Below are 19,570 nucleotides of genomic sequence, written 5' to 3'. Positions count from 1 at the left end.
CAGCTCTCTGGGCATTTCACGCACCAGTTCATCAATGGCAGCCTCTAGTTGTGGTTCAGTCGCTCCAGCAGCGCCTTAATATCCTGCATAAACACGACACTGTACTCTTCTCCCCGGTAGGCTTTCTCGTTCTGCAGGTGCATACCCCAGCCTGCTTCACCAAGCAGCGGCCGCATGGCACTGGTCAGACGGCGCAGTTCCGAAGCCAGCAGCAGAGGATCAAGTTTCTGACGTTTGGGGGCGATCAGGCCAAGCCAGAGAATCTCCAGGGCCCGAAACAGGGGAGACCAGTTTACCCAGGGCGTCGGTGTACCATCGGGCCGGAGCAGGTTGTCAAGCAGGCCCGGTTTCAGCCAGTACATCTTTTCCCGGTTGCTGGTGCGCATCTCCACCACGCCTGAGCGGAGCATTTCCGCCAGAGCGTTCTGGGTGGTGCGGGCAAAATAACCGGTTTGACGTGCGATGTCGGCAGGGTGGATTTCATTGCTGGCGCCGAGCAGGCAGAGCAGTTCGCAGCGGGAATTGACCCCCAGAAGCGCCCGCAGGCGGAGCAGTAAGGTTGCTGTCCCTTGTGCGGGGAAGGGGGTGGAGTAGCCGCGCAGCTTGAGCGGTCCGCGCAGTAGTCCGTGCGAACTGAACTCCGGCGCCTTTTCGGATGACAACGGCAGTGGTTTGCCATCCTTGAAACAGAAGAGAGGTTCCGGGGTTGCCAGGGGGGGATGTGAAGAGAGGGTTTTCCATTTGAGCGCTGTGCCGGATTTCTTGCCCAGGAGTTCTGCTACGGCGCTCAACTCGGCTGTGCAGTTAAAATCAAACTGTTGCAGCAGGTTTTTCAGCCGTTGCGCGTTCATGAACCCGCTGTTGACGCTCAGCCAGTCCAGTATTTCGTCGAACAGCCGGGCATCATAACGGCAGACCGTCAGTGACAGGAGCAGCAGCGGTTCGGGGTCGATCACGCAGCGCTCTTCCGGCGCGTCCTGTCCAGCAACGCCAAGGGCTGACCATTGCCGCCAGAGAAAAGCCAGCAACTGATCGAGAACAGTTATTTTAAACTCCGGCAATGAGATGTTCATAGCCAAACTCCTTCAGAAACCACTGAAGCCCTTGCAGATAGCCATCCGACGGATCGTGGGACCGGGTCCAGCCGGCAGCGGCCAGCAGTTCCTGGTCCGTCGGCCTCAGTTCCAGCAGGTCTGCTGCATGATAGCTGCCGGGTTGGTCTACCGCTGCATACAGCTTGAAATGGATCTGGTCATAACGGCTGATAAAGCCAACCGTCAGTTTTTTCCCGATAGTCTCGCAGGTCAGACGTTCGACAAACCCCTCCGGCAGCCCCATCCGGAAGAGACCGCCATCGCCGCTGCTCGGTCCGTTATTCAGCCAATCCTTCGGCAGGCCCAGGTCAAGCGCCACTTCGTTCGCTTCCCGGACAAGCGCCTGTGGCAGCGGCGCCGGGTCAAGCAGTTCGCCCTCATCATCCAGAAGCGCCACGATATCAACATCCGTGGTCGTCCTGGGAACCAAACCGGTAGCGGCCAACGCAGTTCCGCCACAGATCACCAGATTGAAGCTGGGCGCACCGGTCAACTCCAGGCGAGCGTTTAACAGGCGGAGAGCCTGATTGAACTTTTCATAGCTATGAGCCATTGTCATATCTGTTGCGCATAATGCGTACTATAAATAGCGTTACGTCTGAAAGTAAAGAAGTTAGTGCTTGTATCTGCAGTTGGCGGCAGCTATCTCATCCGCCACCTTTCCTCGCAGCCACTCCGGCTCCAGCACCTCCACATGGCTGCCATGCTTCAGTATCTCCATCATGATCTCAACCTCATGGGAGGCCGGGATGGTCAGGATCAGGCTGCCGTCTTCCAGCAGTTCTTCCGTCTGCCCCTCATGCCAGAGTTCGCTCCTGACCCACCGGCTGCGCTCCGGCGAGAACTTGAGCTTGACGTTGAAGCTCTTGCGGTTCTGGAAGATACCGAAAGTGTTGGCCAGAAACGGCTGCCACTGGTCATGGGGCCGCAGGTCAAAACTGTCGTGGCCGACCGTGCAGAGGGTTATTCTGCCCAGCACGAAATCCCGCCAGTCGTTACGCAGACGGCAGAAGGCGATCAGGTGCCAGGTGCCCAGGTAGTTGACCATGTGGTGCGGTTCAACCGTGCGCATGGTGCAGGCTGACGAGGTGGGGGAGTAGTAGCAGAAGGAAAGCAGTGTGCCCTGAAGCAGGGCGGTGGTGACATTCTGGAAGACAACCGGGTCGGTGGGGTTGATCCCTTTCCAGCGGAAGCTGAAGGCCTCTTCCGGGTTGGCCCGCCCCGGCAGCCTGGCGGCCAGCAGCATGCCCAGCCGGGAAGAGATATTACCCAACTCATCCCCCAAGGTGCCTGCTGAGGCCTCGGTAATCAGCTTTCTGGAAATCAGCAGGGCCAGCAGTTCAGCCTGGCTCAACCGGGCTACCGGCAGTTGAAAGGCCGGATCGGTATAGTAGTAGCCTTTGCGTGATTGGTCGTATTCAAGAGGAGCATGCAGGCGGTCGCGGAAGTAGCTTATGGAGCGTTGCGCTGTCTTGACGGAGGTTTCGAAACGCGCGGCAAGGCTGCCGGCATTGGGCCAGCGGCTGCTGCGGACTTTCTGGTCAAACCAGATGAACCGTTCGAGAAAAAGCTGATCACCCATGCTGCGCTCCGGCCGGTCAGTTTGGATTGTCTGTATACCTGACTATCTGCACCTGGTCAAATGACAGAGGCGTTTTCAGTGGTCGCAGTTCGGACAGTACGGCTCACCGTCATCGGACTCCTCCAGCTCTGTGCCGCAGGTCGGACAACGCGGCCTGTCCGGCTCAGTGACGCACAGGAAGGCGAAGATGTCTTCAATAAGGTCGGGCATGGTTTCCCCCTATGCGGAATTGGGTGCCATGCTACCACCTGACCCTGCCCAAAGAGTGTCCCTGGTTCTGATATTTATCAGCATTGTTTGAGGCAGATTGCAGGTGTTCAGGTAGATGAACGGGTGTAGTTATTTCCCGGTACGGCTGAAAATAATTGCAGGCATGGGAACCTGTATGGGGAGGGTGCTGTGCGATGCTGCCCGAGCATCAGCATCGGCAGGGCGGATACCCTGGCCGCATTCCATCGGTTCGGAGGACTTATCATGAAGCGAATCCTGTTCTGTTGTCTGGCGCTGTCGGTTCTGTATCTTAACGGCTGCGCCTCCATTGTCTCCAGCAGCGCCCGTAACGTCACCATCACCACCGAGCCGGACCAGGCCACGGTGGAGATCGTGAATCAGCATGACAAGATCAGCATCCTGAAGGCAACAACCCCCCATACGCTGAATATGGATGCCTCGGCGGGCTTTTTTCAGCCGGCCAGGTACACGGTCAAGCTGTCCAAAGACGGCTACATTCCGATGGAAAAGCAGCTGAGGGCCGGGCTAAACGGCTGGTACTTCGGCAACGTGGTCTTCGGGGGGCTGCTGGGTATTCTGGTCATAGACCCGGCCACCGGTGCCATGTGGAAGTTCTACGACGGTTCCGTGCATGCCAAGTTGTTCAAGGATACACCGGAGGGAAGGATGGCCATGGCCCGTGAGGTGTATAACGGCCGGGAGGCCCTTCAGGCGCAGGATTATGAACGGGTAGTGGATGACACCAGCAGGGCGCTGGCGATGTATCCGGAGTTCCTGGAGGGCTATATCAACAGAAGCAAGGCATACGATGCGCTTGGCGACAGGGGGAGGGCGGACGCCGATATGCAGCGGGTTGTCGGGATGCAACCCGCCACTGCCCAGGATTTGCAGATGCGGGGGGAGTTCCTTGCGGGACGTGGGCAGGCGGACAGGGCCCTGGCCGATTTTTCCAAGGCCCTTGAGCTTGATGCCGGTCAGGCGGTATCGCTATTCAGCAGGGGACAGCTGCATGTCCTGAACAAGGATATGGAGAAAGCACAGCAGGATATCACCGCAGCCTGTCAGAAGGGATACAGCAGAGCCTGCAATTTCCAATTCTAAACAATTAACCCCCGGAAGGTCCGAGCCTTCCGGGGGATTTCAGTGCCGCGGGATGCCCTCCACGGTCGTTGTCAGGGCCAGATGATGACGATCCCCCGCAACCGCCCCCCCTGGGCATCCCGGTACTGCACCACCTGCAATCCGCCGGCCTCTCCCTTGCGGATTTCGTAGCCTTCCTTGATCTCCGACGAGACGGGGCGCATGGCTGCCGCGCCCGCAACCTCCTTGAGCACGGTGACGTAGAACGGCTCCTGAATGCCGGCGCCGCTTTTGTCCAGTACCTGGATGGAGCGGATGGCGCCGCCCTTTTCCCGGAAGATCCGGTATTCGTGAGCCTGTCCCAGGTACCGTTCCCATCCCGCGTGTTCCTTCCCATACCCTTTGTCGAGCCCGTCATGGGGGACGAATGACGGCAGATCCTTGGGGCGTCCGGTGCCGTGCACGGCAAACGGCTTCTGGGGCTGAGGCGTCGAACTGAGCGGTGCCTGCTGCGGTTTTGCCACCGGTTTCGGCGGTGCCACTACCGCCGGAGTGGCCGGTTTCCGGGGAGGCGCGGTGCGGCCGGCCCTCCACTGCTGATACACGGTGACGGCAACGGCGGCGCATATCGTGAGCCCCAGCAGTGCTACCCAGCCGCGCCGGTACCAGGGCTGTATTTCGTCGATGTCGGTAATCACCGGGGTGTCGCGGAGCCGGAACGGTTGGGCATAGTCGATCAACGGCGGGGGGATGGGGGCAGCGGCATGAAAACTAGGGACATTTCCCGTATTTCCTGAAGGGATTACATGTTTGCAAAGCCCTTTTGTACGGGTGAACATGGCGTCGAGGTAGCCTGAAAGCCCTCTTTGAGAGAAGCGTTCTTCACGCTAACGGCAATGCCGCAAAACAGTCCAGATCCTTAACCGCGATTGACGTTCGCCGTATCAGTTCCAGGTTGCTGTCCAGCTCCATCATGCCGCCGATTGCCAGCGTTACCACCATCGCTTCAAAGGTGTAGCAGCAATGGGCGCGATAGCGCGTCATCAGATCATCGCTCAGTCCACGTACCCCTTGCGCACGTACTGTTTCGGCATACTGCGCCAACAGGGCGGCTTCGTGCTGCCGGCGGAGTCCAGGGGCCAATGTCGTGGTCAACAGATAAGCTATATCGCCGATCCCCTCACCAAGCCGCACCAGTTGCCAATCCAGAAATCCGGCACTGCCGTCTTTTTGCCAGAACAGGTTGCCCGGATGGCAATCATGATGCGTTACCGTCTGCAGAAATTCGGGACACTACCCAATTTGGCAGTTGCACCATGCTCTATAAATACACATTTGCTTCATGGTGTTAAAATTGTATTGACATCCCGTAACCCCACTTTTATCATGCGTTCATGTACATTCAACGCACCATAGAAAAGCTTCTTCCCGGCATTCTTGCCACTTTTCCCTGTCTTGCCGTCACCGGTCCGAGGCAGTCCGGCAAATCAACCCTGCTGCGCCATGCGTTGCCCGAATATCACTATGTCACGCTTGACGATCCGGCGGTGCTGGAGCTTGCGCACTCCGATCCGGTATATTTTCTTGATTCACTGGGCGACCGCTGCATTATCGATGAAATTCAGCTCGCTCCCGGAATCCTCTCGTACGTCAAAATGCGAGTGGATGAAGATCGCAGCCGCAATGGCCGCTTTGTATTTACCGGTTCCCAGCAGTTCGGCATGATTCGAAACCTGGGCGACTCCCTTGCCGGTCGGATTGCTCTGCTTGACCTGCTACCCTTTGCCGCTGAAGAGATGCAGCAGACTGTAGCACTCACCGGTGGATTGGAGCTGTTTGCCTCATCCATCCTGCCTGGCGCATATCCTCAAATTGCCACGACGACCGAATTAGATCGGCGGCTCTGGTATTCATCCTACATCCAGACATATCTGGAGAGGGACATTCGTTCTCTGTATGATATCGGCAGTTTGAGGGAGTTCCACCGGTTCATGCAGCTTCTTGCTATACGTTGCAGTCAGATTCTCAATATGAGTTCGTTTGCCACAGATCTCGGCGTTAGCGTCACCACCATCAAGCGCTGGCTGTCGGTTCTGGAAGCCGGACGGATCATCTACGTTTTGCCGCCTCATTTCAATAATCTGGGTAAACGAATTACCAAGATGCCAAAGGTCTATTTCCTTGACACCGGATTGGCATGTCATTTGGCCGGTGTGCGGGATCGGGAGCAACTGCTGGAAGGACCGATGGCGGGGGCGTTGTTTGAAAATTATTGCCTGCAGGAAACGGTAAAGATGTATGCCAACCGGGGAGAACAGCCACGACTTTCGTATCTGCGGACGAATAACGGTCTGGAAGTGGATATGATTATCGAGGGGGAGAATATGCGGGTTCTTCCGGTCGAAATCAAATTAAGCCGAACGCCGACCGCTGCACTGGCGTCAGGTCTGACCCGTTATGCCTCTCTGTTTGCAGAAACAACACCGGAGGATGGTCTGCTGCTCTGCCTGGCTGACGGCGAGCAACCTATCAGTCGTGGAGTAACCGCCATTGGTGTTGAGGAGTATCTGCGGATGCTTCAACTGAGGCTGTAAAGTTATTGGAAAATCAGGTGCATTTTCCGTATTTCCTGAAGGGATTACATGTTGGCAAAGCCTTTTTGTACGGATAAACATGGCGTCGAGGTAGCCTGAAAGCCCTCTTTGAGAGAAGCGTTCTTCACGCTAACGGCAATGCCGCAAAACAGTCCAGATCCTTAACCGCGATTGCTGTTCGCCGTATCAGTTCCAGGTTGCTGTCCAGCTCCATCATGCCGCCGATTGCCAGCGTTACCACCATCGCTTCAAAGGTGTAGCAGCAATGGGCGCGATAGCGTGTCATCAGATCATCGCTCAGTCCACGTACCCCTTGCGCACGTACTGTTTCGGCATACTGCGCCAACAGGGCGGCTTCGTGCTGCCGGCGGAGTTCAGGGGCCAATGTCGTGGTCAACAGATAGGCTATATCGCCGATCCCCTCGCCAAGCCGCACCAGTTGCCAATCCAGAAATCCGGCACTGCCGTCTTTTTGCCAGAACAGGTTGCCCGGATGGCAATCATGATGCGTTACCGTCTGCGGCGCATCATTGAGAAAGGCCATGGCCTTTCTGCGGTTGTGTGCATAGCGTAACGCAGGCCCATGCAGCTCTTCGGGAATCAGGCCGCCTGCCTTGCTCAGGCCGCGCCGCATCAACGGCACCGCCAGTGCGCTGCCCAGCAGGTCTTCCAACTGCCGCACCGAATCGGCAAGCCACGGATAACTGGTTGTCACGGTTGCGTCCTGCCAGAAGCGGGCGTGGAACCGTGCCAGTTGCCCCACTGCCGCAGACACCTGCGGTATATCCAGGGTATCCCCGGCTGTTCCGGCTCTGCTGCCCTGTTCGGTCACATCGGCAAGGACGAGTATCGTGCCATTGCCCCACCTGCTGCGGGCCGCCAGGCAGAGCGGTATGGTCAGCGGCACCTGTGCTGCCAGCTGCTGATAAAAGCGCGCTTCGGTCTGCAACAAACGCGGCAGGGCGGTAATAAGCCGTGCCCGCCAGTTCCTGGACGGCAGTTTGACGAACCATTTCCGTGCCACATGGCGGCTGTCGTGGTCGATGGCAAGCCGTACCCGTGTGGTTGTGCCGATATGTACCGCAACGGTCTCCACGGCACGCACCACGGCACCGGCATCATGCAGGCGCAGCACTGCTTGTGCCCAGTCTTTTGTGAGCAGCCGGTGGTCTTTAACCAGAATAGTGTCGTTGTCTGATGGCATTATGGCGGGTTCAGGAAGAAGCTTACTCCCTGAAGTTAACGAACTGCATCTCCACCCCCAGGTCCTTTCCTTTCAGCAGTTGAATGGTCTGCTGCAGGTCGTCGCGGTTCTTGCCGGTGACCCGCACCTGGTCGTCCTGGATCTGGCCCTGCACCTTGATCTTGCTCTCCTTGATGACGGCGATGATCTCCTTCCCCTTTTCCTTGGAGATCCCCTGCTGGATGGTAATGAGCTGGCGTACCATGCCGCCGGAGGCCGGCTCCACCTTACCGTACTGAATCGCCTTGAGCGACAGGCCCCGCTTGATGAACTTGGACTGCAGCACGTCAACCACCGCCTTCAGTTTGTAGTCGTCATCGGCCAGGATCTTGATGGTCTCCCGCTCCTGGGTGATCTCGCTCTTGGACCCCTTGAAGTCGTACCGCTGGGCGATCTCCTTCACGGCCTGGTTCACGGCGTTGTCCACTTCCTGCATCTCAACCTTGGAAACGATGTCGAATGACGGCATGGCGGTCTATCCTCCTACTGTTTGATAATCTCGGTCCCTGCCGGGATAGCAAAGGTGAACCTGGCGGCGCTGATGCCGCTGTTGGTGCGCACCCGGCTGTAGTCGATCCTGGTCTCGGCGCCGTTTCCGTCAACCACCACGGAGGAGACGATGGGGAAGTGGTTGCCGGCCGTGCCGGAGGCCAGCCGTTGTTCCACCGCTTCTTTGCTGATGGCCAGCCGCAGACGGGCCAGGGCCGGGGTGGGGGTGCGGGGCGTCAGGTCGATCAGGTAGTTGTTCTGTTTGTCGCGGGCCGGCTTGGCAAGGGCGGCGGTGAAATCGCGGGACACGTCGCCCAAGCCGGTGAGGTAGGCCATGGCCAGGCTGCCGCCCCCCTTGAGCAGTTTTTCGGCGGAGGTGACGATCACCTGCCGGTTCTCCGGCTGGTGGAACCAGAGTTGCTTGCCGTTGGAGACGATCTGCTGTTTCGGCTTGGCATAGTCGAAGCGGAACTGGGCCGCCCCCTGATCCGGCCGGCGCAGCAGCAGCTCGCCGTTTCCTTTCTGGGGCCGGGGCAGGCCGGGGAGGGTGGTGGTCTGGCTGAAGGAGGCCTGCAGGTCCTTGAGCCCGGCATACCCCTGCTCCAGGGTGGCGATCACCTCGGCCAGGGTGGCTTCCCGGGCCGCTGCCGGCAGCACCTGCAGGGCCAAGCCGAGGCAGAGCAGCAGGACGATCCGCAGCGCCGCCATCAGGCCAGTTTTCCTTTCAGCAGCTCGTTGACCACCGCCGGGTTGGCCTTGCCTTTCATCTCCTTCATCACCTGGCCGACAAAGAAGCCGAAGACCTTTTCCTTGCCGCCGCGATACTCGGCCACCTGGTCCGGCGCCGCGGCCAGAATCCGGTCGATGACCGCCTCGATGGCGCCGGTGTCCGATACCTGGGCCAGTCCCTGCGCTTTGACGATCTCGGCCGGGTCGCCGCCCTGTGTCCAGAGCTGCTCGAACACCTTCTTGGCAATGGTGCCGGAGATGGTGCCGCCGTCGATCAGCCGGATCAGCTCCCCCAGGGCCTTGGGGGTTACCGGGCAGTGGTCGATGTCAAGGCCGGAGTCGTTCAGCGCACGGGTCACCTCTCCCATCACCCAGTTGGCGGCAGCCTTGGGGTTATGGGCAAAGGCGGCGGTTTCCTCGAAATAGGCGGCCAGGGGACGGGAGGCGGTGAGCACGTCGGCGTCGTATTCCGGCAGGGTGTAGAAGGTGATGAACCGCTGCCGCTTCTTGTCCGGCAGTTCCGGCAGATCCTTCTCGATCCGCTCCACCCAGTCGGCACTGATCACCAGCGGCACCAGGTCGGGATCCGGGAAGTAACGGTAGTCGTGGGCCTCTTCCTTGCCCCGCATGGAACGGGTGGTCCCCTTGTTCGGGTCAAACAGGCGGGTCTCCTGCACGACTTTTCCGCCGTCTTCGATCAGGTCGATCTGGCGGCCGATCTCGTACTCGATGGCCTGCTTGACGAATTTGAAGGAGTTGACGTTCTTGATCTCGGCCCGGGTGCCGAAGGTGCTTGAGCCCACCGGCATGACCGACACGTTGGCGTCGCAGCGGAAGGAGCCTTCCTCCATGTTGCCGTCGCAGATTCCCAGGTAGGTGACGATCTGGTAGAGCTGCTTCAGGTAAGCCACCGCTTCGTCGGCACTGCGCAGGTCCGGCTCGGAAACCACCTCCAGAAGCGGCGTGCCGGCCCGGTTCAGGTCAACGCCCGAGCCGCCCCCCATGCCGTGCACCAGCTTGCCGGCATCCTCCTCCATATGGATGCGGGTGATGCCGATCCGCTTCACGCCCCATTCCCCTTCGATATCCAGCCACCCTTTTTCGCAGATCGGCTGCTCGAACTGGCTGATCTGGTATCCCTTGGGCAGGTCGGGATAGAAGTAGTTCTTGCGGGCAAAGACGCTGTGGCGGGCGATGCGGCAGTTGGTGGAGAGCCCCGCCATGATGGCGTAGTCGGCCACCTGGCGGTTCAGCACCGGCAGGGCGCCGGGCAGGGCCAGGCAGACCGGGCAGGTGTGCAGATTGGGCTCTGCCCCGAAGCGGGTGGAGCAGGAGCAGAAGATCTTGGTGTTGGTGTTAAGCTGAACGTGGACTTCGAGTCCGATGACCGGTTGGTAGTTCATAGCGCTGCCTTTTTCTGGTGCCATTCGGTGGTCTGTTCAAAGGCGTGGGCCGCCCGGAGGATCGTTTCTTCGCCAAAGGGGCGCCCCACCAGCTGCAGGCCCACCGGCAGGCCGTCGCTGCTCATGCCCGCGGGAACGGAAATGCCGCAGATGCCGGCCAGGTTGACCGGGATGGTGAAGATGTCGGAAAGGTACATCTGCAGCGGGTCGCTGACCTTCTCCCCCAGCCGGAAGGCCGGGGTGGGGGCGGTGGGGGTCAGCAGCAGGTCCACCTGTTTGAATGCCTCGGTGAAGTCCTGCTGGATCAGGGACCGCACCTTCTGGGCCTTCAGGTAGTAAGCATCGTAGTAGCCGGAGGAGAGAGCGTAGGTGCCCAGCATGATCCGGCGTTTCACCTCGGAGCCGAACCCGTGGGCCCGTGACTGCATCATCAGGTCGATCAGGCCGGCGGCGTTCTGCGCCCGGTGGCCGAAGCGGATGCCGTCGTAGCGGGCCAGGTTGGAGCTGGCCTCGGCGGTGGCGATCAGGTAGTAGCAGGCCACGGCGTAGGAGGTGTGGGGGAGCGATACCGGCACCAGTTCAGCCCCCAGCTCGCGGAAGCGGGCAATGGCCTGGTCCATGGCCTGCTGCACCGCCGGGTCCAGCCCCTCGATGAAGTACTCCCTGGGCAGGCCGATCTTCATCCCCGCGACCTCGCCGGTCAGGGCCGCGCCGTAGTCGGGCACCGGCGTGTCGACGCTGGTGGAGTCCTTGGGGTCGTGACCGGCAATCACCTGCAGCAGCAGGGCACAATCGCGGACATCGCGGGTCATGGGGCCCACCTGGTCAAGGGAGGAGGCGTAGGCGATGACGCCGTACCGCGAAACCCGGCCGTAGGTGGGCTTGAGCCCCACGCAGCCGCAGTGGGAGGCCGGCTGGCGGATGGAACCGCCGGTGTCGGTGCCCAGGGTGGCCACCGCCTGTCGGGCGGCAATGGCTGCCGCGGAGCCGCCGGAGGAACCGCCGGGGATGCAGGCGCTGTTCCAGGGGTTGCGGGTCGGGCCGAAGGCGCTGGTCTCGCAGGAGGAGCCCATGGCGAACTCGTCCTGGTTCAGCTTGCCCAGCAGCACCGCCCCCTGTTCTTTCATCCGGCTCCAGGCCGTGGCGTCGTAGGGGGCGATGAAGTTTTCCAGAATCCGGGAGGCACAGGTGGTGCGGATGCCGGCGGTCATGAAGATATCCTTCAAGGCCACCGGGATACCGGTCAGGGGAGCACAGTCGCCGGCGGCGATCCGCTGATCGGCCAGGTCCGCGTCCGCCAGGGCCTGGTCGGCGGTACAGGTGATAAAGGCGCCTACCAGCGGCTCCACGGTTTCGATCCGCTCCAGCATGGTGCGGGTCAGCTCCCGGGAGGAGATGGCACGGCTCTTCAGCATGTCGTGCAACTGATGCAGGGTGAGGTCGAAAAGTTCCATAATGTGCTGATCCTTAATTATTCAATGACCGGGGGAACGCGGAAATAGCTGTCGCTTCTGTCCGGCGCATTGGCCAGGGCGGCGTCGATACCGAGGGACGGCTGGACCGTGTCGGGCCGGAAGGCGTTCTGCAGCGGCACGGCATGGGAGGTGGGGGAGACGTTCGTGGTATCCAGTTCGTTGAGGGTTTCCACGTAGGAGAGGATCGCCTCCATCTGGGCGGTGAACAGCTCCTTCTCCTCGTCGCGTAAGGCCAGCCGGGCCAGGACGGCTACATGGTCGATATCACTGCGGCTGATGCTCATGATGGATTTCCTTGCCTGGAGAGTACGGAATGGTTAAAAATGTTGTTTTCTGTATCACGAAACCGTGGCGCTGGCAACCGGGTTCGGTAACGGGCTGGAAAAAAATCTTGACAGTATCTGGATGTTTCCGTATTGTTCACCTCTTCGTGAAACTTAATTACGGCTCCGGTGTGTCGAGCACACCTGTCGGGTCAAGCTGCTGTGAGGTTTGAAATGAAAACGGAAGTTGCAAAAAAAGAGCAGGTTACACGTCAGTGGTTCGTGGTTGATGCCGAGAATCTGGTACTGGGCCGTCTGGCCACCCAGGTGGCCAACGTGCTGCGCGGCAAGCACAAGCCGGTCTATACCCCCAGCGTGGACACCGGCGATTTCGTCATTGTTCTCAATGCCGAGAAGATCGCCCTGACCGGTAACAAGACCGCCGACAAGGTATACTACAGCCACTCCGGGTTCCCCGGCGGCATCAAGTCTGCCACCGCAGCCGAACTCCTGGCCAAGAAGCCGGAAGAGCTGATCCGCAAGGCGGTGAAGGGTATGCTGCCCAAGAACAAGCTGGCCCGCCACATGCTGAAGAAGCTGAAGATTTACACCGGTGGCGCCCATCCCCACGAGGCCCAGCAACCGAAGCAGTTGGCCCTGTAAGAACGTTACGTCGATCAACCCTGATCAATTGAGGAGATAAAGAGATGGCAGCTGTCAGTTTCTACGGCACAGGCAAGAGAAAAAGTTCGGTTGCCCGGGTGTGGCTCAAGCCCGGTGCCGGTCGGATCGTGGTCAACAATAAGACGCTCGACGAGTACTTCGGCCGCGAAACCTCCAAGATGGTTGTTCGTCAATCTCTGGAGCTGACCGAAAACCTCGGCAAGTTTGATGTGTACGTCAACGTCAGCGGCGGCGGTGACTCCGGTCAGGCCGGCGCCATTCGCCATGGTATCACCAAGGCGCTGCTCGAGGCTGATCCGGAACTGCGTCCCAACCTGAAGAAGGCCGGTTTCATTACCCGCGATTCACGCGTCAAAGAGCGTAAAAAGTACGGCCTTGCCGCTGCCCGCGCCAGGTTCCAGTTCTCCAAGCGCTAAATCCGATTTTCGGTGCCGCGCACCGGAAGACACCGGTTACGGGGGACAATCCGCAAGGGTTATCCCCCGTTTTTCTTTAAAAACTGTTCCGGAGGCCGTCTCCATCGGTGTACGGCACCTGTTCCCCGCGGTGTGTCCCGACGGATCGTGTTCCGTACGACTTGTACCGGCCTTCCTCATACCGTTTTTTGTCCCCCCTGCCGGAGGGCGCAATGGACTATGGCCTGCTGAAAATCCTCTCCCTCTTCACCGCGATTCTGGCGCTCCTCTACCTGCTGGGGGCCATGCTGCTTCCCTTTCTGTCCCCTCTGGCGTGGGCGTTGATTATCGGCATCATCACCTTTCCCTTGTACCGGCGGCTGCGCCGTCTCTGCCGGGAGCGGGAAGGGACTGCCGCGGCAGCCATGACGGTGCTGGTGATGCTGGTGTTCGTGTTGCCCACGGTGGGACTGCTGGTGCTGCTGGTCCAGGAGGTGGCAGCCCTGTACCGGTTTCTGGAGCAGGCCGTCAACAGTGGTACCGCCCGGGAACTGGTGCAACGGCTGGGAAGCCAGCCCTGGGTCCAGCATCTGCTGGAGCGCTTGCAGGCATTGACCGGTCTGAGCGAAGCCGGCCTGATGGATAACCTGATGGCCAACTCCAAGGAGATCGTGGGCAAGGTGCTGGGGGGGCTGAGTTCGGCGCTGGCCAACTCCTTTGCCTTTCTGTTCAACATGGTCTTCATGCTGTTCATCCTGTTTTTTGTCTATCGTGACGGCGAGCAGGTGCGGAGCTGGCTGGTGCGGGTCTCCACCCTGGAGGGACACCGGTTCGGCAGGCAGATACCCCAGGTGGTGCAGAACGTTCTGGCCGGCTTCATCTTCGGCACCCTGCTGACCAGTCTGCTGCAGGGGGTGCTGGCCGGCTTGGCCTATTGGGTGGCCGGAGTTCCCTCCCCCCTGCTGCTGGGACTCCTGACCGGTATCGGCGGGTTCGTGCCGCTGGTGGGAACCGCCATCATCTGGCTGCCGGCCGCCATCTACCTCTTTGTGCAGGGGAGTGCCGTTGCGGCGGTGCTGCTGAGCCTTTGGGGGCTGCTCGTGGTGGGGATGGCCGACAACGTTGTCCGGCCGCTCTTCATGAGCAGCAAGGTGAGCCTGCCGATCCTGCCGCTGATGCTGGGGGCGCTGGGGGGACTGGCTGCTTTCGGTGTGCTGGGAGCGATCTTCGGCCCGCTGCTGCTGGCGGTGCTGTACGAGCTGTTCGTGCTGGAACCGCCGGATGAATCGAATACCAATGACCTGACCGCAGGTGGAGAGGACGCGACATGAAACGGATTGCCGTTGCCGGTGCCAGTGGCTATACCGGCCTTGAACTGATCAGGCTGCTCGATCGCCACCCGGAGGTGACCATTACCTGTGTCACCTCGGAGCAGAGTGCGGGCAAGCCGGTTTCCGACCTGTTCCCGAGCCTGCGGGAACGGTGCGATCTGCTCCTTGAACCGCTGGACCCGGCCACGGTGGCGGCAAAGGCCGATCTGGTCTTTACGGCGCTGCCCCACCAGTCGGCCATGGTGGTGGTGCCGGCGTTCCTGGCTGCCGGCAAACCGGTGGTGGACCTGTCGGCCGACTACCGGCTGCATGACGCCGCGGTCTACGGCCAGTGGTACGAACCCCACAAGAATCCCGAGCTGCTGCCGGAGGCGGTCTACGGTTTGCCGGAACTGCGGCGGGAAGCGATCCGTTCCGCCCGGCTGGTGGCCAACCCCGGTTGCTACCCCACCAGCATCATCCTGGGGCTGAAGCCGCTGCTCGCGGCCGGCCTGATCGACCCGGCCAGCATCATTGCCGACTCCGCCTCCGGGGTCAGCGGCGCCGGACGGTCGGCCAAGGTTGACTCCCTCTACTGCGAGGTGAACGAGGGGTACAAGGCCTACGGCGTGGGCGGGGTACACCGCCATACCCCGGAGATCGAGCAGGAGCTGTCGCTTTTGGCCGGCCGGGAGGTGGTCATTACGTTCACACCGCACCTGGTGCCGATGGACCGGGGAATTCTTTCCACCATCTACGCCACGCCGCTTCAGAAGGTGACCACGGAGGAGCTGGCAACGCTCTACGCCGAAACCTACCGGGATGAGCCGTTCGTCCGGCCGCTGCCGGCGGGGCGGTTCCCCTCCACCGCCTTTGTACGGGGCTCCAACTTCTGCGATATCGGGGTGACCGTGGACAGTCGCAGCAACCGGATCATCGTCATCTCGGCCATCGACAACCTGGTGAAGGGGGCCTCGGGACAGGCGGTGCAGAACATGAACCTGCTGTGCGGCTATCCGGAAACCCTGGGGCTGGAGGGACTTGCCCTGTATCCCTGAGGGGGATGAGAGCAGTCGTACCACGGAGCCACCGGCGGCCTCGCTACAAGCGCGGGGCCGCCGGTACTGTTTCCGGCCTAGAGCGTCCTGTCGGCAGCGTTGGCAAACAGCTTCAGCTTCTCCATCATGGCGGCGAACTTTTTCGGTTTCAGGGACTGGGGGCCGTCGCTGGAGGCGTGCTCCGGGTCGGGGTGAACCTCAACGATCAGGCCGTCGGCGCCGGCGGCCACGGCAGCAAAGCTCATGGCCGCCACGTAGTGGTGGTCACCGGTGCCGTGGGAGGGATCAATCACCACCGGCAGGTGGGTCTTGCGCTTCAGCACCGGGATGGCGGAAAGGTCCAGGGTGTTGCGGGTGGCGGTCTCAAAGGTGCGGATTCCCCGCTCGCAGAGGATTACTCCCTGGTTCCCCTCGCTCATGATGTACTCGGCGCTCATCAGAAATTCCTGGATGGTCATGGCCATCCCCCGCTTGAGCAGCACCGGCTTGCCGCACTGTCCCACCTTTTTCAGCAGGGCGAAGTTCTGGGAGTTGCGGGCGCCGATCTGGAGGATGTCGGCATAGGAGGCCACCAGATCCACGGTCTCCGGGTTGATCACCTCCGTCACCACCGGCAGCCCGGTTTCGGCCCTGGCCTTTGCCAGTAGCTTGAGGCCGTCCTCCTCCAACCCTTGGAACGAGTAAGGGGAGGTGCGGGGCTTGAAGGCCCCGCCCCGCAGGATATGGGCTCCGGCGGCCTTGACGGCCCGGGCGCTTTCCATGATCTGTGCTTCGCTCTCCACGGAGCAGGGACCGGCCATGACCACCACCTGGTCGCCGCCGATCACCACGCCGTCGGCGATCCTCACGTGGCTCGGCTCCTTCTTCACTTCCGTGGAGGCCAGTTTGTACGGCTGCAGGATCGGCACCACGCTTTCCACACCGTGCATGCTTTCCAGGGACTGCAGCACCAGTTTGCCCCGCTCGTCCCCCACGGCGCCGATCACGTCGCGGGTGGTGCCGTGAATGACGTGGGGGGTGTAGCCCAACTCCTTGATCCGTTTCAACACTTCGTCCTTCTCCTTCTTTGCCGCACCTGCCTTCATTACGATGATCACGGTCCGCTCCTGTTCCCCAAAAACGCGAAGGCCGGGAGGAGTTCCCCGGCCAGGTGTCGTTGCAGCGGATGCGAGCACGAAAAAGCCGGGGCGACTCATCGTCTGCCCCGGCTTTTGGCTGTGTAATCGGTGGTGGTTCCCCTACACCGCATACACCCCTGCCCGGGCAGACGGCCTAAAATAAAAACCGTACCAGAAAAACCCGAAAAAGGAGATGTAGCGGTAGCTGGAGAAATTCATAGCGCTGATACTAAACACAGCACCGTGACCTCTGTCAAGAAGGATTATTGAGACGCTGCGCGGGCCAGCAGGTCGGCGGCATGCCCCCGGGCAGTGTCGGTAATTTTTTCGCCGGCCATCATCCGGGCCAGTTCGCCGATCCGTCCGTCATGGTCGAGCAGTGTCAGCGAGGTGGTCGTACGCCCCTTGAGCACCGCCTTTTCCACCCGCAGATGATGGTCGGCGCAGGCAGCCACCTGGGGCAGGTGGGTGATGCAGAACACCTGCTGGCCAACGGCCAGGCTCTTGAGTTTTTTTCCCACCACCCCGGCCACGGCGCCACCGATGCCGGTATCCACCTCGTCGAAGATCAGGGTGGGGGCTTCCCCTTCCGGCAGCACCTGTTTGAAGGCCAGCATCAGGCGGGACAGCTCGCCCCCCGAGGCCACTTTCCCCAAGGGGCGGGGCGGCTCGCCGGGGTTGGGGGAGAAGAGGAACTCAACCCGTTCGAACCCGCTGGCACGGGGGGGGGACAGCGGTTCAAAGGCCACCGTCACCTCGGCGTGGGGCATGGCCAGCTGACGGACTTCGGCAACCAACCGTTCGCGCAGGTGCTCCGCTCCCCGGCGCCGGACCGCGGACAGTTCGCTCCCCAGGTGATCGACCCGGCTGCGTGCCGCTGCTACGGCCTGCTCCAGTTCTTCCCGCGACCGGCAGCGTCCCAGCAGTTCGTCCCGTTCCCGAGCGAGAGCAGCCCCCCGGCAGAGAATTTCCTCGATGGTGGCCCCGTACTTTTTCTTCAAGCGGCCGAGCTGGTCAAGGCGGTCTTCCAGGTGACGGAGCCGCTCCGGGTCGGCCTCGATCCGCCCGGCGTAATCCCTGAGCCGCAATGCGGCTTCTTCGAGCTGGTGGAACGACTCTTCGAGCAACCCGGTGGTGCCGGTCAGCGCCGGATCGATGGTTGCCGCTTCGTGCAGTGCGGAGGTCAGGCGGCGCAGTTCCCCCAGAACGGCCTGATCGCCGCCGTAGAGGCTCTCGAAGGCGCCGCCGGTAATGGCGGCAAGCCTGCCGGCATGGGCCAGCAAGCGTTGTTCTTCCGCCAGGTCGCCGTCCTCCCCCGGCTTTAAAGCCGCCTGCTCGATCTCCTCGCACTGGAACGAGACCAGGTCGAGGCGGCGGGCCGCTTCCCGTTCCTGGGCCTCGAAATCGGCTGCCTGCTGCTCCAACGCTTGCCAGGCCTCGAACGCTGCGGCCAGTTCGCGGCGGTTGTGGTGGCAGCCGGCAAAGCTGTCCAGGAGCAGCAGGTGGGATTCCGGTTTCAGCAGTGCCTGGGATTCGTGCTGGCCGTGGATGGTGACCAGACGGCGGCCGATTTCGGCAAGCTGGGCCAGGGTGGCGAGGGAGCCGTTCAGGTAGATCCGGTTGCGGCCGGAGCGGTTGACGATCCGTTTTACCAGCAGTTCACCGTCGCTCTCGATGCCGGCATCCGCCAGGGAGGCTGCCAGTTCAGGCTGTCCGGAGATATCGAACACCGCCTCCACCGTGGCCTCTTCCTCACCACTGCGGATCAGCTCGGCTACCGCCCGTCCACCGGACAAAAGCGACAGCGAGTCGATGATGATCGACTTGCCGGCCCCGGTTTCACCGGTGAGCATGGTAAGGCCCGGCCCCAGGGAGAGGTGCAACTGTTCGATGATGGCGATATTGCGAATGGAAAGGTCGGTGAGCATGGTGCGGTCAGCGTTCGCCCCACTTCAGCTTGGCCCGCAGGATGGCGAAGTAATCCTTGTCGCGGGAGGTGACCAGGGGGGTTGTCTTGAGGGCACGACGGATCTCGATGCTGTCCCCTTCCTGCAGCTCCACCCCCACCTGACCGTCCAGGGTGAGGTAGACCTTTTCGTCGAAGGAGGACTTGACCACGATCCTGGTGACCGATTCGTCGGAGATGACGATGGGACGATTGGTCAGGGTGTGGGGGCAAATCGGGATGATCACGATGCAGTGCATCAGCGGCTGCACGATGGGACCGCCGGCGGAGAGGCAGTAACCGGTGGAACCGGTGGGGGTGGAGATGATCAGGCCATCGGCTTTGAAGGTGGTGAGAAAGTGGTCGTTCACCCGCGCCTCCAGCTCGATGATCCGGGCAATGGCTCCCTTGTTGATCACGGCGTCGTTCAGCACCTCGCAGCGGGCCAGTTCGCGATTGTCGCGGGTGACGGTTACCTCCAGCATCATCCGCTCGGTGATGCGCGGACCGGCAACCAGGCACTCCTCCAGCACCGGGTACAACTCTTCCACGGTGATTTCGGTCAGAAACCCCAGGCTGCCCAGGTTGACCCCCAGGATCGGCACTTCGCGGCCGCTGAACAGGCGGGCCACGGAGATCAGGGTGCCATCCCCCCCCAGCACCACGACCAAGCCGGCCTGCTCCCGGATGGTTTCTTCGGACAGGCCATTGGGATGCCCCAGGTGGCGGGCCAGGTGGGCTTCCAGCAGCGGCTGGCAGCCGCGGGCCTCCAGCCAGGTGACCAGCTCGGCGGCAACGCCCTGACAGCGGGGGTCATGCACTTTGGCGAAAATGGCAACGTTGAGCATACCCGCTCCTGTACCACAGCTTGGAAGGC

The 19,570-nt window shown here is 61.2% G+C and carries 20 protein-coding genes and 1 pseudogene; 6 read left to right on the top strand and 15 right to left on the bottom strand.

What is annotated here, in order from left to right:
• Positions 1-44 precede the first annotated feature (44 nt).
• From RAK07_RS11420 to RAK07_RS11410, 3 genes are read right to left on the bottom strand one after another with little or no spacing between them, the layout of a single operon-like run.
• Positions 45-1,073, bottom strand: a complete 1,029-nt coding sequence (locus RAK07_RS11420; protein WP_305732962.1) for a hypothetical protein — start codon at positions 1,071-1,073, stop codon at positions 45-47.
• Positions 1,048-1,647: a hypothetical protein gene (locus RAK07_RS11415; RefSeq protein ID WP_305732961.1), complete on the bottom strand. Its 600-nt coding sequence runs from the start codon at positions 1,645-1,647 to the stop codon at positions 1,048-1,050. Before RAK07_RS11415 ends, RAK07_RS11420 begins: the two co-directional genes overlap by 26 nt.
• Positions 1,648-1,707: 60 nt before the next feature.
• Positions 1,708-2,676 carry a helix-turn-helix transcriptional regulator gene (locus RAK07_RS11410; RefSeq protein ID WP_305732960.1) on the bottom strand — a complete coding sequence of 323 codons (969 nt, stop codon included), beginning with the start codon at positions 2,674-2,676 and terminating at the stop codon, positions 1,708-1,710.
• Between the two features lie 474 nt (positions 2,677-3,150).
• Here RAK07_RS11410 and RAK07_RS11405 point away from each other — a divergent pair, with 474 nt between their 5' ends.
• Positions 3,151-4,008, top strand: coding sequence for a tetratricopeptide repeat protein (locus RAK07_RS11405; protein ID WP_305732959.1), 858 nt, complete (start codon positions 3,151-3,153; stop codon positions 4,006-4,008).
• Between the two features lie 71 nt (positions 4,009-4,079).
• Here RAK07_RS11405 and RAK07_RS11400 read toward each other — a convergent pair whose 3' ends face one another.
• The 3 genes and pseudogenes from RAK07_RS11400 to RAK07_RS14070 form a co-directional block, all read right to left on the bottom strand.
• On the bottom strand, positions 4,080-4,727 hold the full coding sequence (locus RAK07_RS11400; RefSeq protein ID WP_305732958.1) for a hypothetical protein: 648 nt from the start codon (positions 4,725-4,727) through the stop codon (positions 4,080-4,082).
• A gap of 142 nt (positions 4,728-4,869) precedes the next feature.
• On the bottom strand, positions 4,870-5,031 hold the full coding sequence (locus RAK07_RS11395; RefSeq protein WP_305732957.1) for a hypothetical protein: 162 nt from the start codon (positions 5,029-5,031) through the stop codon (positions 4,870-4,872).
• 42 nt (positions 5,032-5,073) lie between these two features.
• Positions 5,074-5,268, bottom strand: a pseudogene (locus tag RAK07_RS14070) (phosphotransferase); the annotation flags it as partial.
• Between the two features lie 113 nt (positions 5,269-5,381).
• Here RAK07_RS14070 and RAK07_RS11390 point away from each other — a divergent pair.
• Positions 5,382-6,581 carry an ATP-binding protein gene (locus tag RAK07_RS11390; RefSeq protein ID WP_305732956.1) on the top strand — a complete coding sequence of 400 codons (1,200 nt, stop codon included), beginning with the start codon at positions 5,382-5,384 and terminating at the stop codon, positions 6,579-6,581.
• Positions 6,582-6,705: 124 nt separating this feature from the next.
• On the opposite strand, the gene RAK07_RS11385 is transcribed toward RAK07_RS11390, so the two are convergent.
• From RAK07_RS11385 to gatC, 6 genes are read right to left on the bottom strand one after another with little or no spacing between them, the layout of a single operon-like run.
• Positions 6,706-7,785 (bottom strand): aminoglycoside phosphotransferase family protein, encoded by a 1,080-nt coding sequence (locus tag RAK07_RS11385; protein ID WP_305732955.1) that lies wholly within the window; start codon positions 7,783-7,785, stop codon positions 6,706-6,708.
• Positions 7,786-7,807: 22 nt separating this feature from the next.
• On the bottom strand, positions 7,808-8,293 hold the full coding sequence (locus RAK07_RS11380) for a YajQ family cyclic di-GMP-binding protein (protein ID WP_305732954.1): 486 nt from the start codon (positions 8,291-8,293) through the stop codon (positions 7,808-7,810).
• Between the two features lie 14 nt (positions 8,294-8,307).
• On the bottom strand, positions 8,308-9,021 hold the full coding sequence (locus RAK07_RS11375; RefSeq protein ID WP_305732953.1) for a LolA family protein: 714 nt from the start codon (positions 9,019-9,021) through the stop codon (positions 8,308-8,310).
• Positions 9,021-10,445 (bottom strand): Asp-tRNA(Asn)/Glu-tRNA(Gln) amidotransferase subunit GatB, encoded by a 1,425-nt coding sequence (gene gatB / locus RAK07_RS11370; RefSeq protein WP_305732952.1) that lies wholly within the window; start codon positions 10,443-10,445, stop codon positions 9,021-9,023. The genes RAK07_RS11375 and gatB overlap by 1 nt, the downstream gene beginning before the upstream one ends.
• Positions 10,442-11,899 (bottom strand): Asp-tRNA(Asn)/Glu-tRNA(Gln) amidotransferase subunit GatA, encoded by a 1,458-nt coding sequence (gene gatA / locus RAK07_RS11365; RefSeq protein ID WP_305732951.1) that lies wholly within the window; start codon positions 11,897-11,899, stop codon positions 10,442-10,444. Before gatA ends, gatB begins: the two co-directional genes overlap by 4 nt.
• Before the next feature lie 17 nt (positions 11,900-11,916).
• Positions 11,917-12,204 carry an Asp-tRNA(Asn)/Glu-tRNA(Gln) amidotransferase subunit GatC gene (gene gatC, locus RAK07_RS11360; protein WP_305732950.1) on the bottom strand — a complete coding sequence of 96 codons (288 nt, stop codon included), beginning with the start codon at positions 12,202-12,204 and terminating at the stop codon, positions 11,917-11,919.
• Between the two features lie 213 nt (positions 12,205-12,417).
• Here gatC and rplM point away from each other — a divergent pair, with 213 nt between their 5' ends.
• The 4 genes from rplM (at position 12,418) to argC (ending at position 15,630) form a co-directional block, all read left to right on the top strand.
• Positions 12,418-12,846: a 50S ribosomal protein L13 gene (gene rplM, locus RAK07_RS11355; RefSeq protein ID WP_305732949.1), complete on the top strand. Its 429-nt coding sequence runs from the start codon at positions 12,418-12,420 to the stop codon at positions 12,844-12,846.
• A 44-nt stretch (positions 12,847-12,890) separates the two neighbouring features.
• Positions 12,891-13,283 (top strand): 30S ribosomal protein S9, encoded by a 393-nt coding sequence (gene rpsI / locus RAK07_RS11350; protein WP_305732948.1) that lies wholly within the window; start codon positions 12,891-12,893, stop codon positions 13,281-13,283.
• Positions 13,284-13,495: 212 nt separating this feature from the next.
• The gene (locus tag RAK07_RS11345) at positions 13,496-14,593 is read left to right on the top strand and encodes an AI-2E family transporter (protein ID WP_305732947.1); all 1,098 of its coding nucleotides are present in this window, start codon (positions 13,496-13,498) and stop codon (positions 14,591-14,593) included.
• The gene (argC, locus tag RAK07_RS11340; RefSeq protein ID WP_305732946.1) at positions 14,590-15,630 is read left to right on the top strand and encodes an N-acetyl-gamma-glutamyl-phosphate reductase; all 1,041 of its coding nucleotides are present in this window, start codon (positions 14,590-14,592) and stop codon (positions 15,628-15,630) included. The genes RAK07_RS11345 and argC overlap by 4 nt, the downstream gene beginning before the upstream one ends.
• Before the next feature lie 77 nt (positions 15,631-15,707).
• Here argC and aroF read toward each other — a convergent pair whose 3' ends face one another.
• The 3 genes from aroF to RAK07_RS11325 form a co-directional block, all read right to left on the bottom strand.
• Positions 15,708-16,727: a 3-deoxy-7-phosphoheptulonate synthase gene (aroF, locus tag RAK07_RS11335; RefSeq protein ID WP_305732945.1), complete on the bottom strand. Its 1,020-nt coding sequence runs from the start codon at positions 16,725-16,727 to the stop codon at positions 15,708-15,710.
• Between the two features lie 284 nt (positions 16,728-17,011).
• Positions 17,012-18,676 carry a DNA repair protein RecN gene (gene recN, locus RAK07_RS11330; protein WP_305732944.1) on the bottom strand — a complete coding sequence of 555 codons (1,665 nt, stop codon included), beginning with the start codon at positions 18,674-18,676 and terminating at the stop codon, positions 17,012-17,014.
• Between the two features lie 7 nt (positions 18,677-18,683).
• Positions 18,684-19,541, bottom strand: a complete 858-nt coding sequence (locus RAK07_RS11325; protein WP_305732943.1) for an NAD(+)/NADH kinase — start codon at positions 19,539-19,541, stop codon at positions 18,684-18,686.
• Positions 19,542-19,570: the final 29 nt, after the last annotated feature.

This window comes from Trichlorobacter ammonificans (assembly GCF_933509905.1).
GTDB lineage: Bacteria > Desulfobacterota > Desulfuromonadia > Geobacterales > Pseudopelobacteraceae > Trichlorobacter > Trichlorobacter ammonificans.
This window is presented reverse-complemented; position numbering and strand designations above follow the sequence as displayed.

Coding starts and splice junctions, on each gene's coding strand:
- RAK07_RS11420 (WP_305732962.1), bottom strand. CDS start 1,073: ATGAACATCTCATTGCCGGAGTTTAAAATAACTGTTCTCGATCAGTTG.
- RAK07_RS11415 (WP_305732961.1), bottom strand. CDS start 1,647: ATGGCTCATAGCTATGAAAAGTTCAATCAGGCTCTCCGCCTGTTAAAC.
- RAK07_RS11410 (WP_305732960.1), bottom strand. CDS start 2,676: ATGGGTGATCAGCTTTTTCTCGAACGGTTCATCTGGTTTGACCAGAAA.
- RAK07_RS11405 (WP_305732959.1), top strand. CDS start 3,151: ATGAAGCGAATCCTGTTCTGTTGTCTGGCGCTGTCGGTTCTGTATCTT.
- RAK07_RS11395 (WP_305732957.1), bottom strand. CDS start 5,031: ATGACGCGCTATCGCGCCCATTGCTGCTACACCTTTGAAGCGATGGTG.
- RAK07_RS11390 (WP_305732956.1), top strand. CDS start 5,382: ATGTACATTCAACGCACCATAGAAAAGCTTCTTCCCGGCATTCTTGCC.
- RAK07_RS11385 (WP_305732955.1), bottom strand. CDS start 7,785: ATGCCATCAGACAACGACACTATTCTGGTTAAAGACCACCGGCTGCTC.
- RAK07_RS11380 (WP_305732954.1), bottom strand. CDS start 8,293: ATGCCGTCATTCGACATCGTTTCCAAGGTTGAGATGCAGGAAGTGGAC.
- RAK07_RS11375 (WP_305732953.1), bottom strand. CDS start 9,021: ATGGCGGCGCTGCGGATCGTCCTGCTGCTCTGCCTCGGCTTGGCCCTG.
- gatB (WP_305732952.1), bottom strand. CDS start 10,445: ATGAACTACCAACCGGTCATCGGACTCGAAGTCCACGTTCAGCTTAAC.
- gatA (WP_305732951.1), bottom strand. CDS start 11,899: ATGGAACTTTTCGACCTCACCCTGCATCAGTTGCACGACATGCTGAAG.
- gatC (WP_305732950.1), bottom strand. CDS start 12,204: ATGAGCATCAGCCGCAGTGATATCGACCATGTAGCCGTCCTGGCCCGG.
- rplM (WP_305732949.1), top strand. CDS start 12,418: ATGAAAACGGAAGTTGCAAAAAAAGAGCAGGTTACACGTCAGTGGTTC.
- rpsI (WP_305732948.1), top strand. CDS start 12,891: ATGGCAGCTGTCAGTTTCTACGGCACAGGCAAGAGAAAAAGTTCGGTT.
- RAK07_RS11345 (WP_305732947.1), top strand. CDS start 13,496: ATGGACTATGGCCTGCTGAAAATCCTCTCCCTCTTCACCGCGATTCTG.
- argC (WP_305732946.1), top strand. CDS start 14,590: ATGAAACGGATTGCCGTTGCCGGTGCCAGTGGCTATACCGGCCTTGAA.
- recN (WP_305732944.1), bottom strand. CDS start 18,676: ATGCTCACCGACCTTTCCATTCGCAATATCGCCATCATCGAACAGTTG.
- RAK07_RS11325 (WP_305732943.1), bottom strand. CDS start 19,541: ATGCTCAACGTTGCCATTTTCGCCAAAGTGCATGACCCCCGCTGTCAG.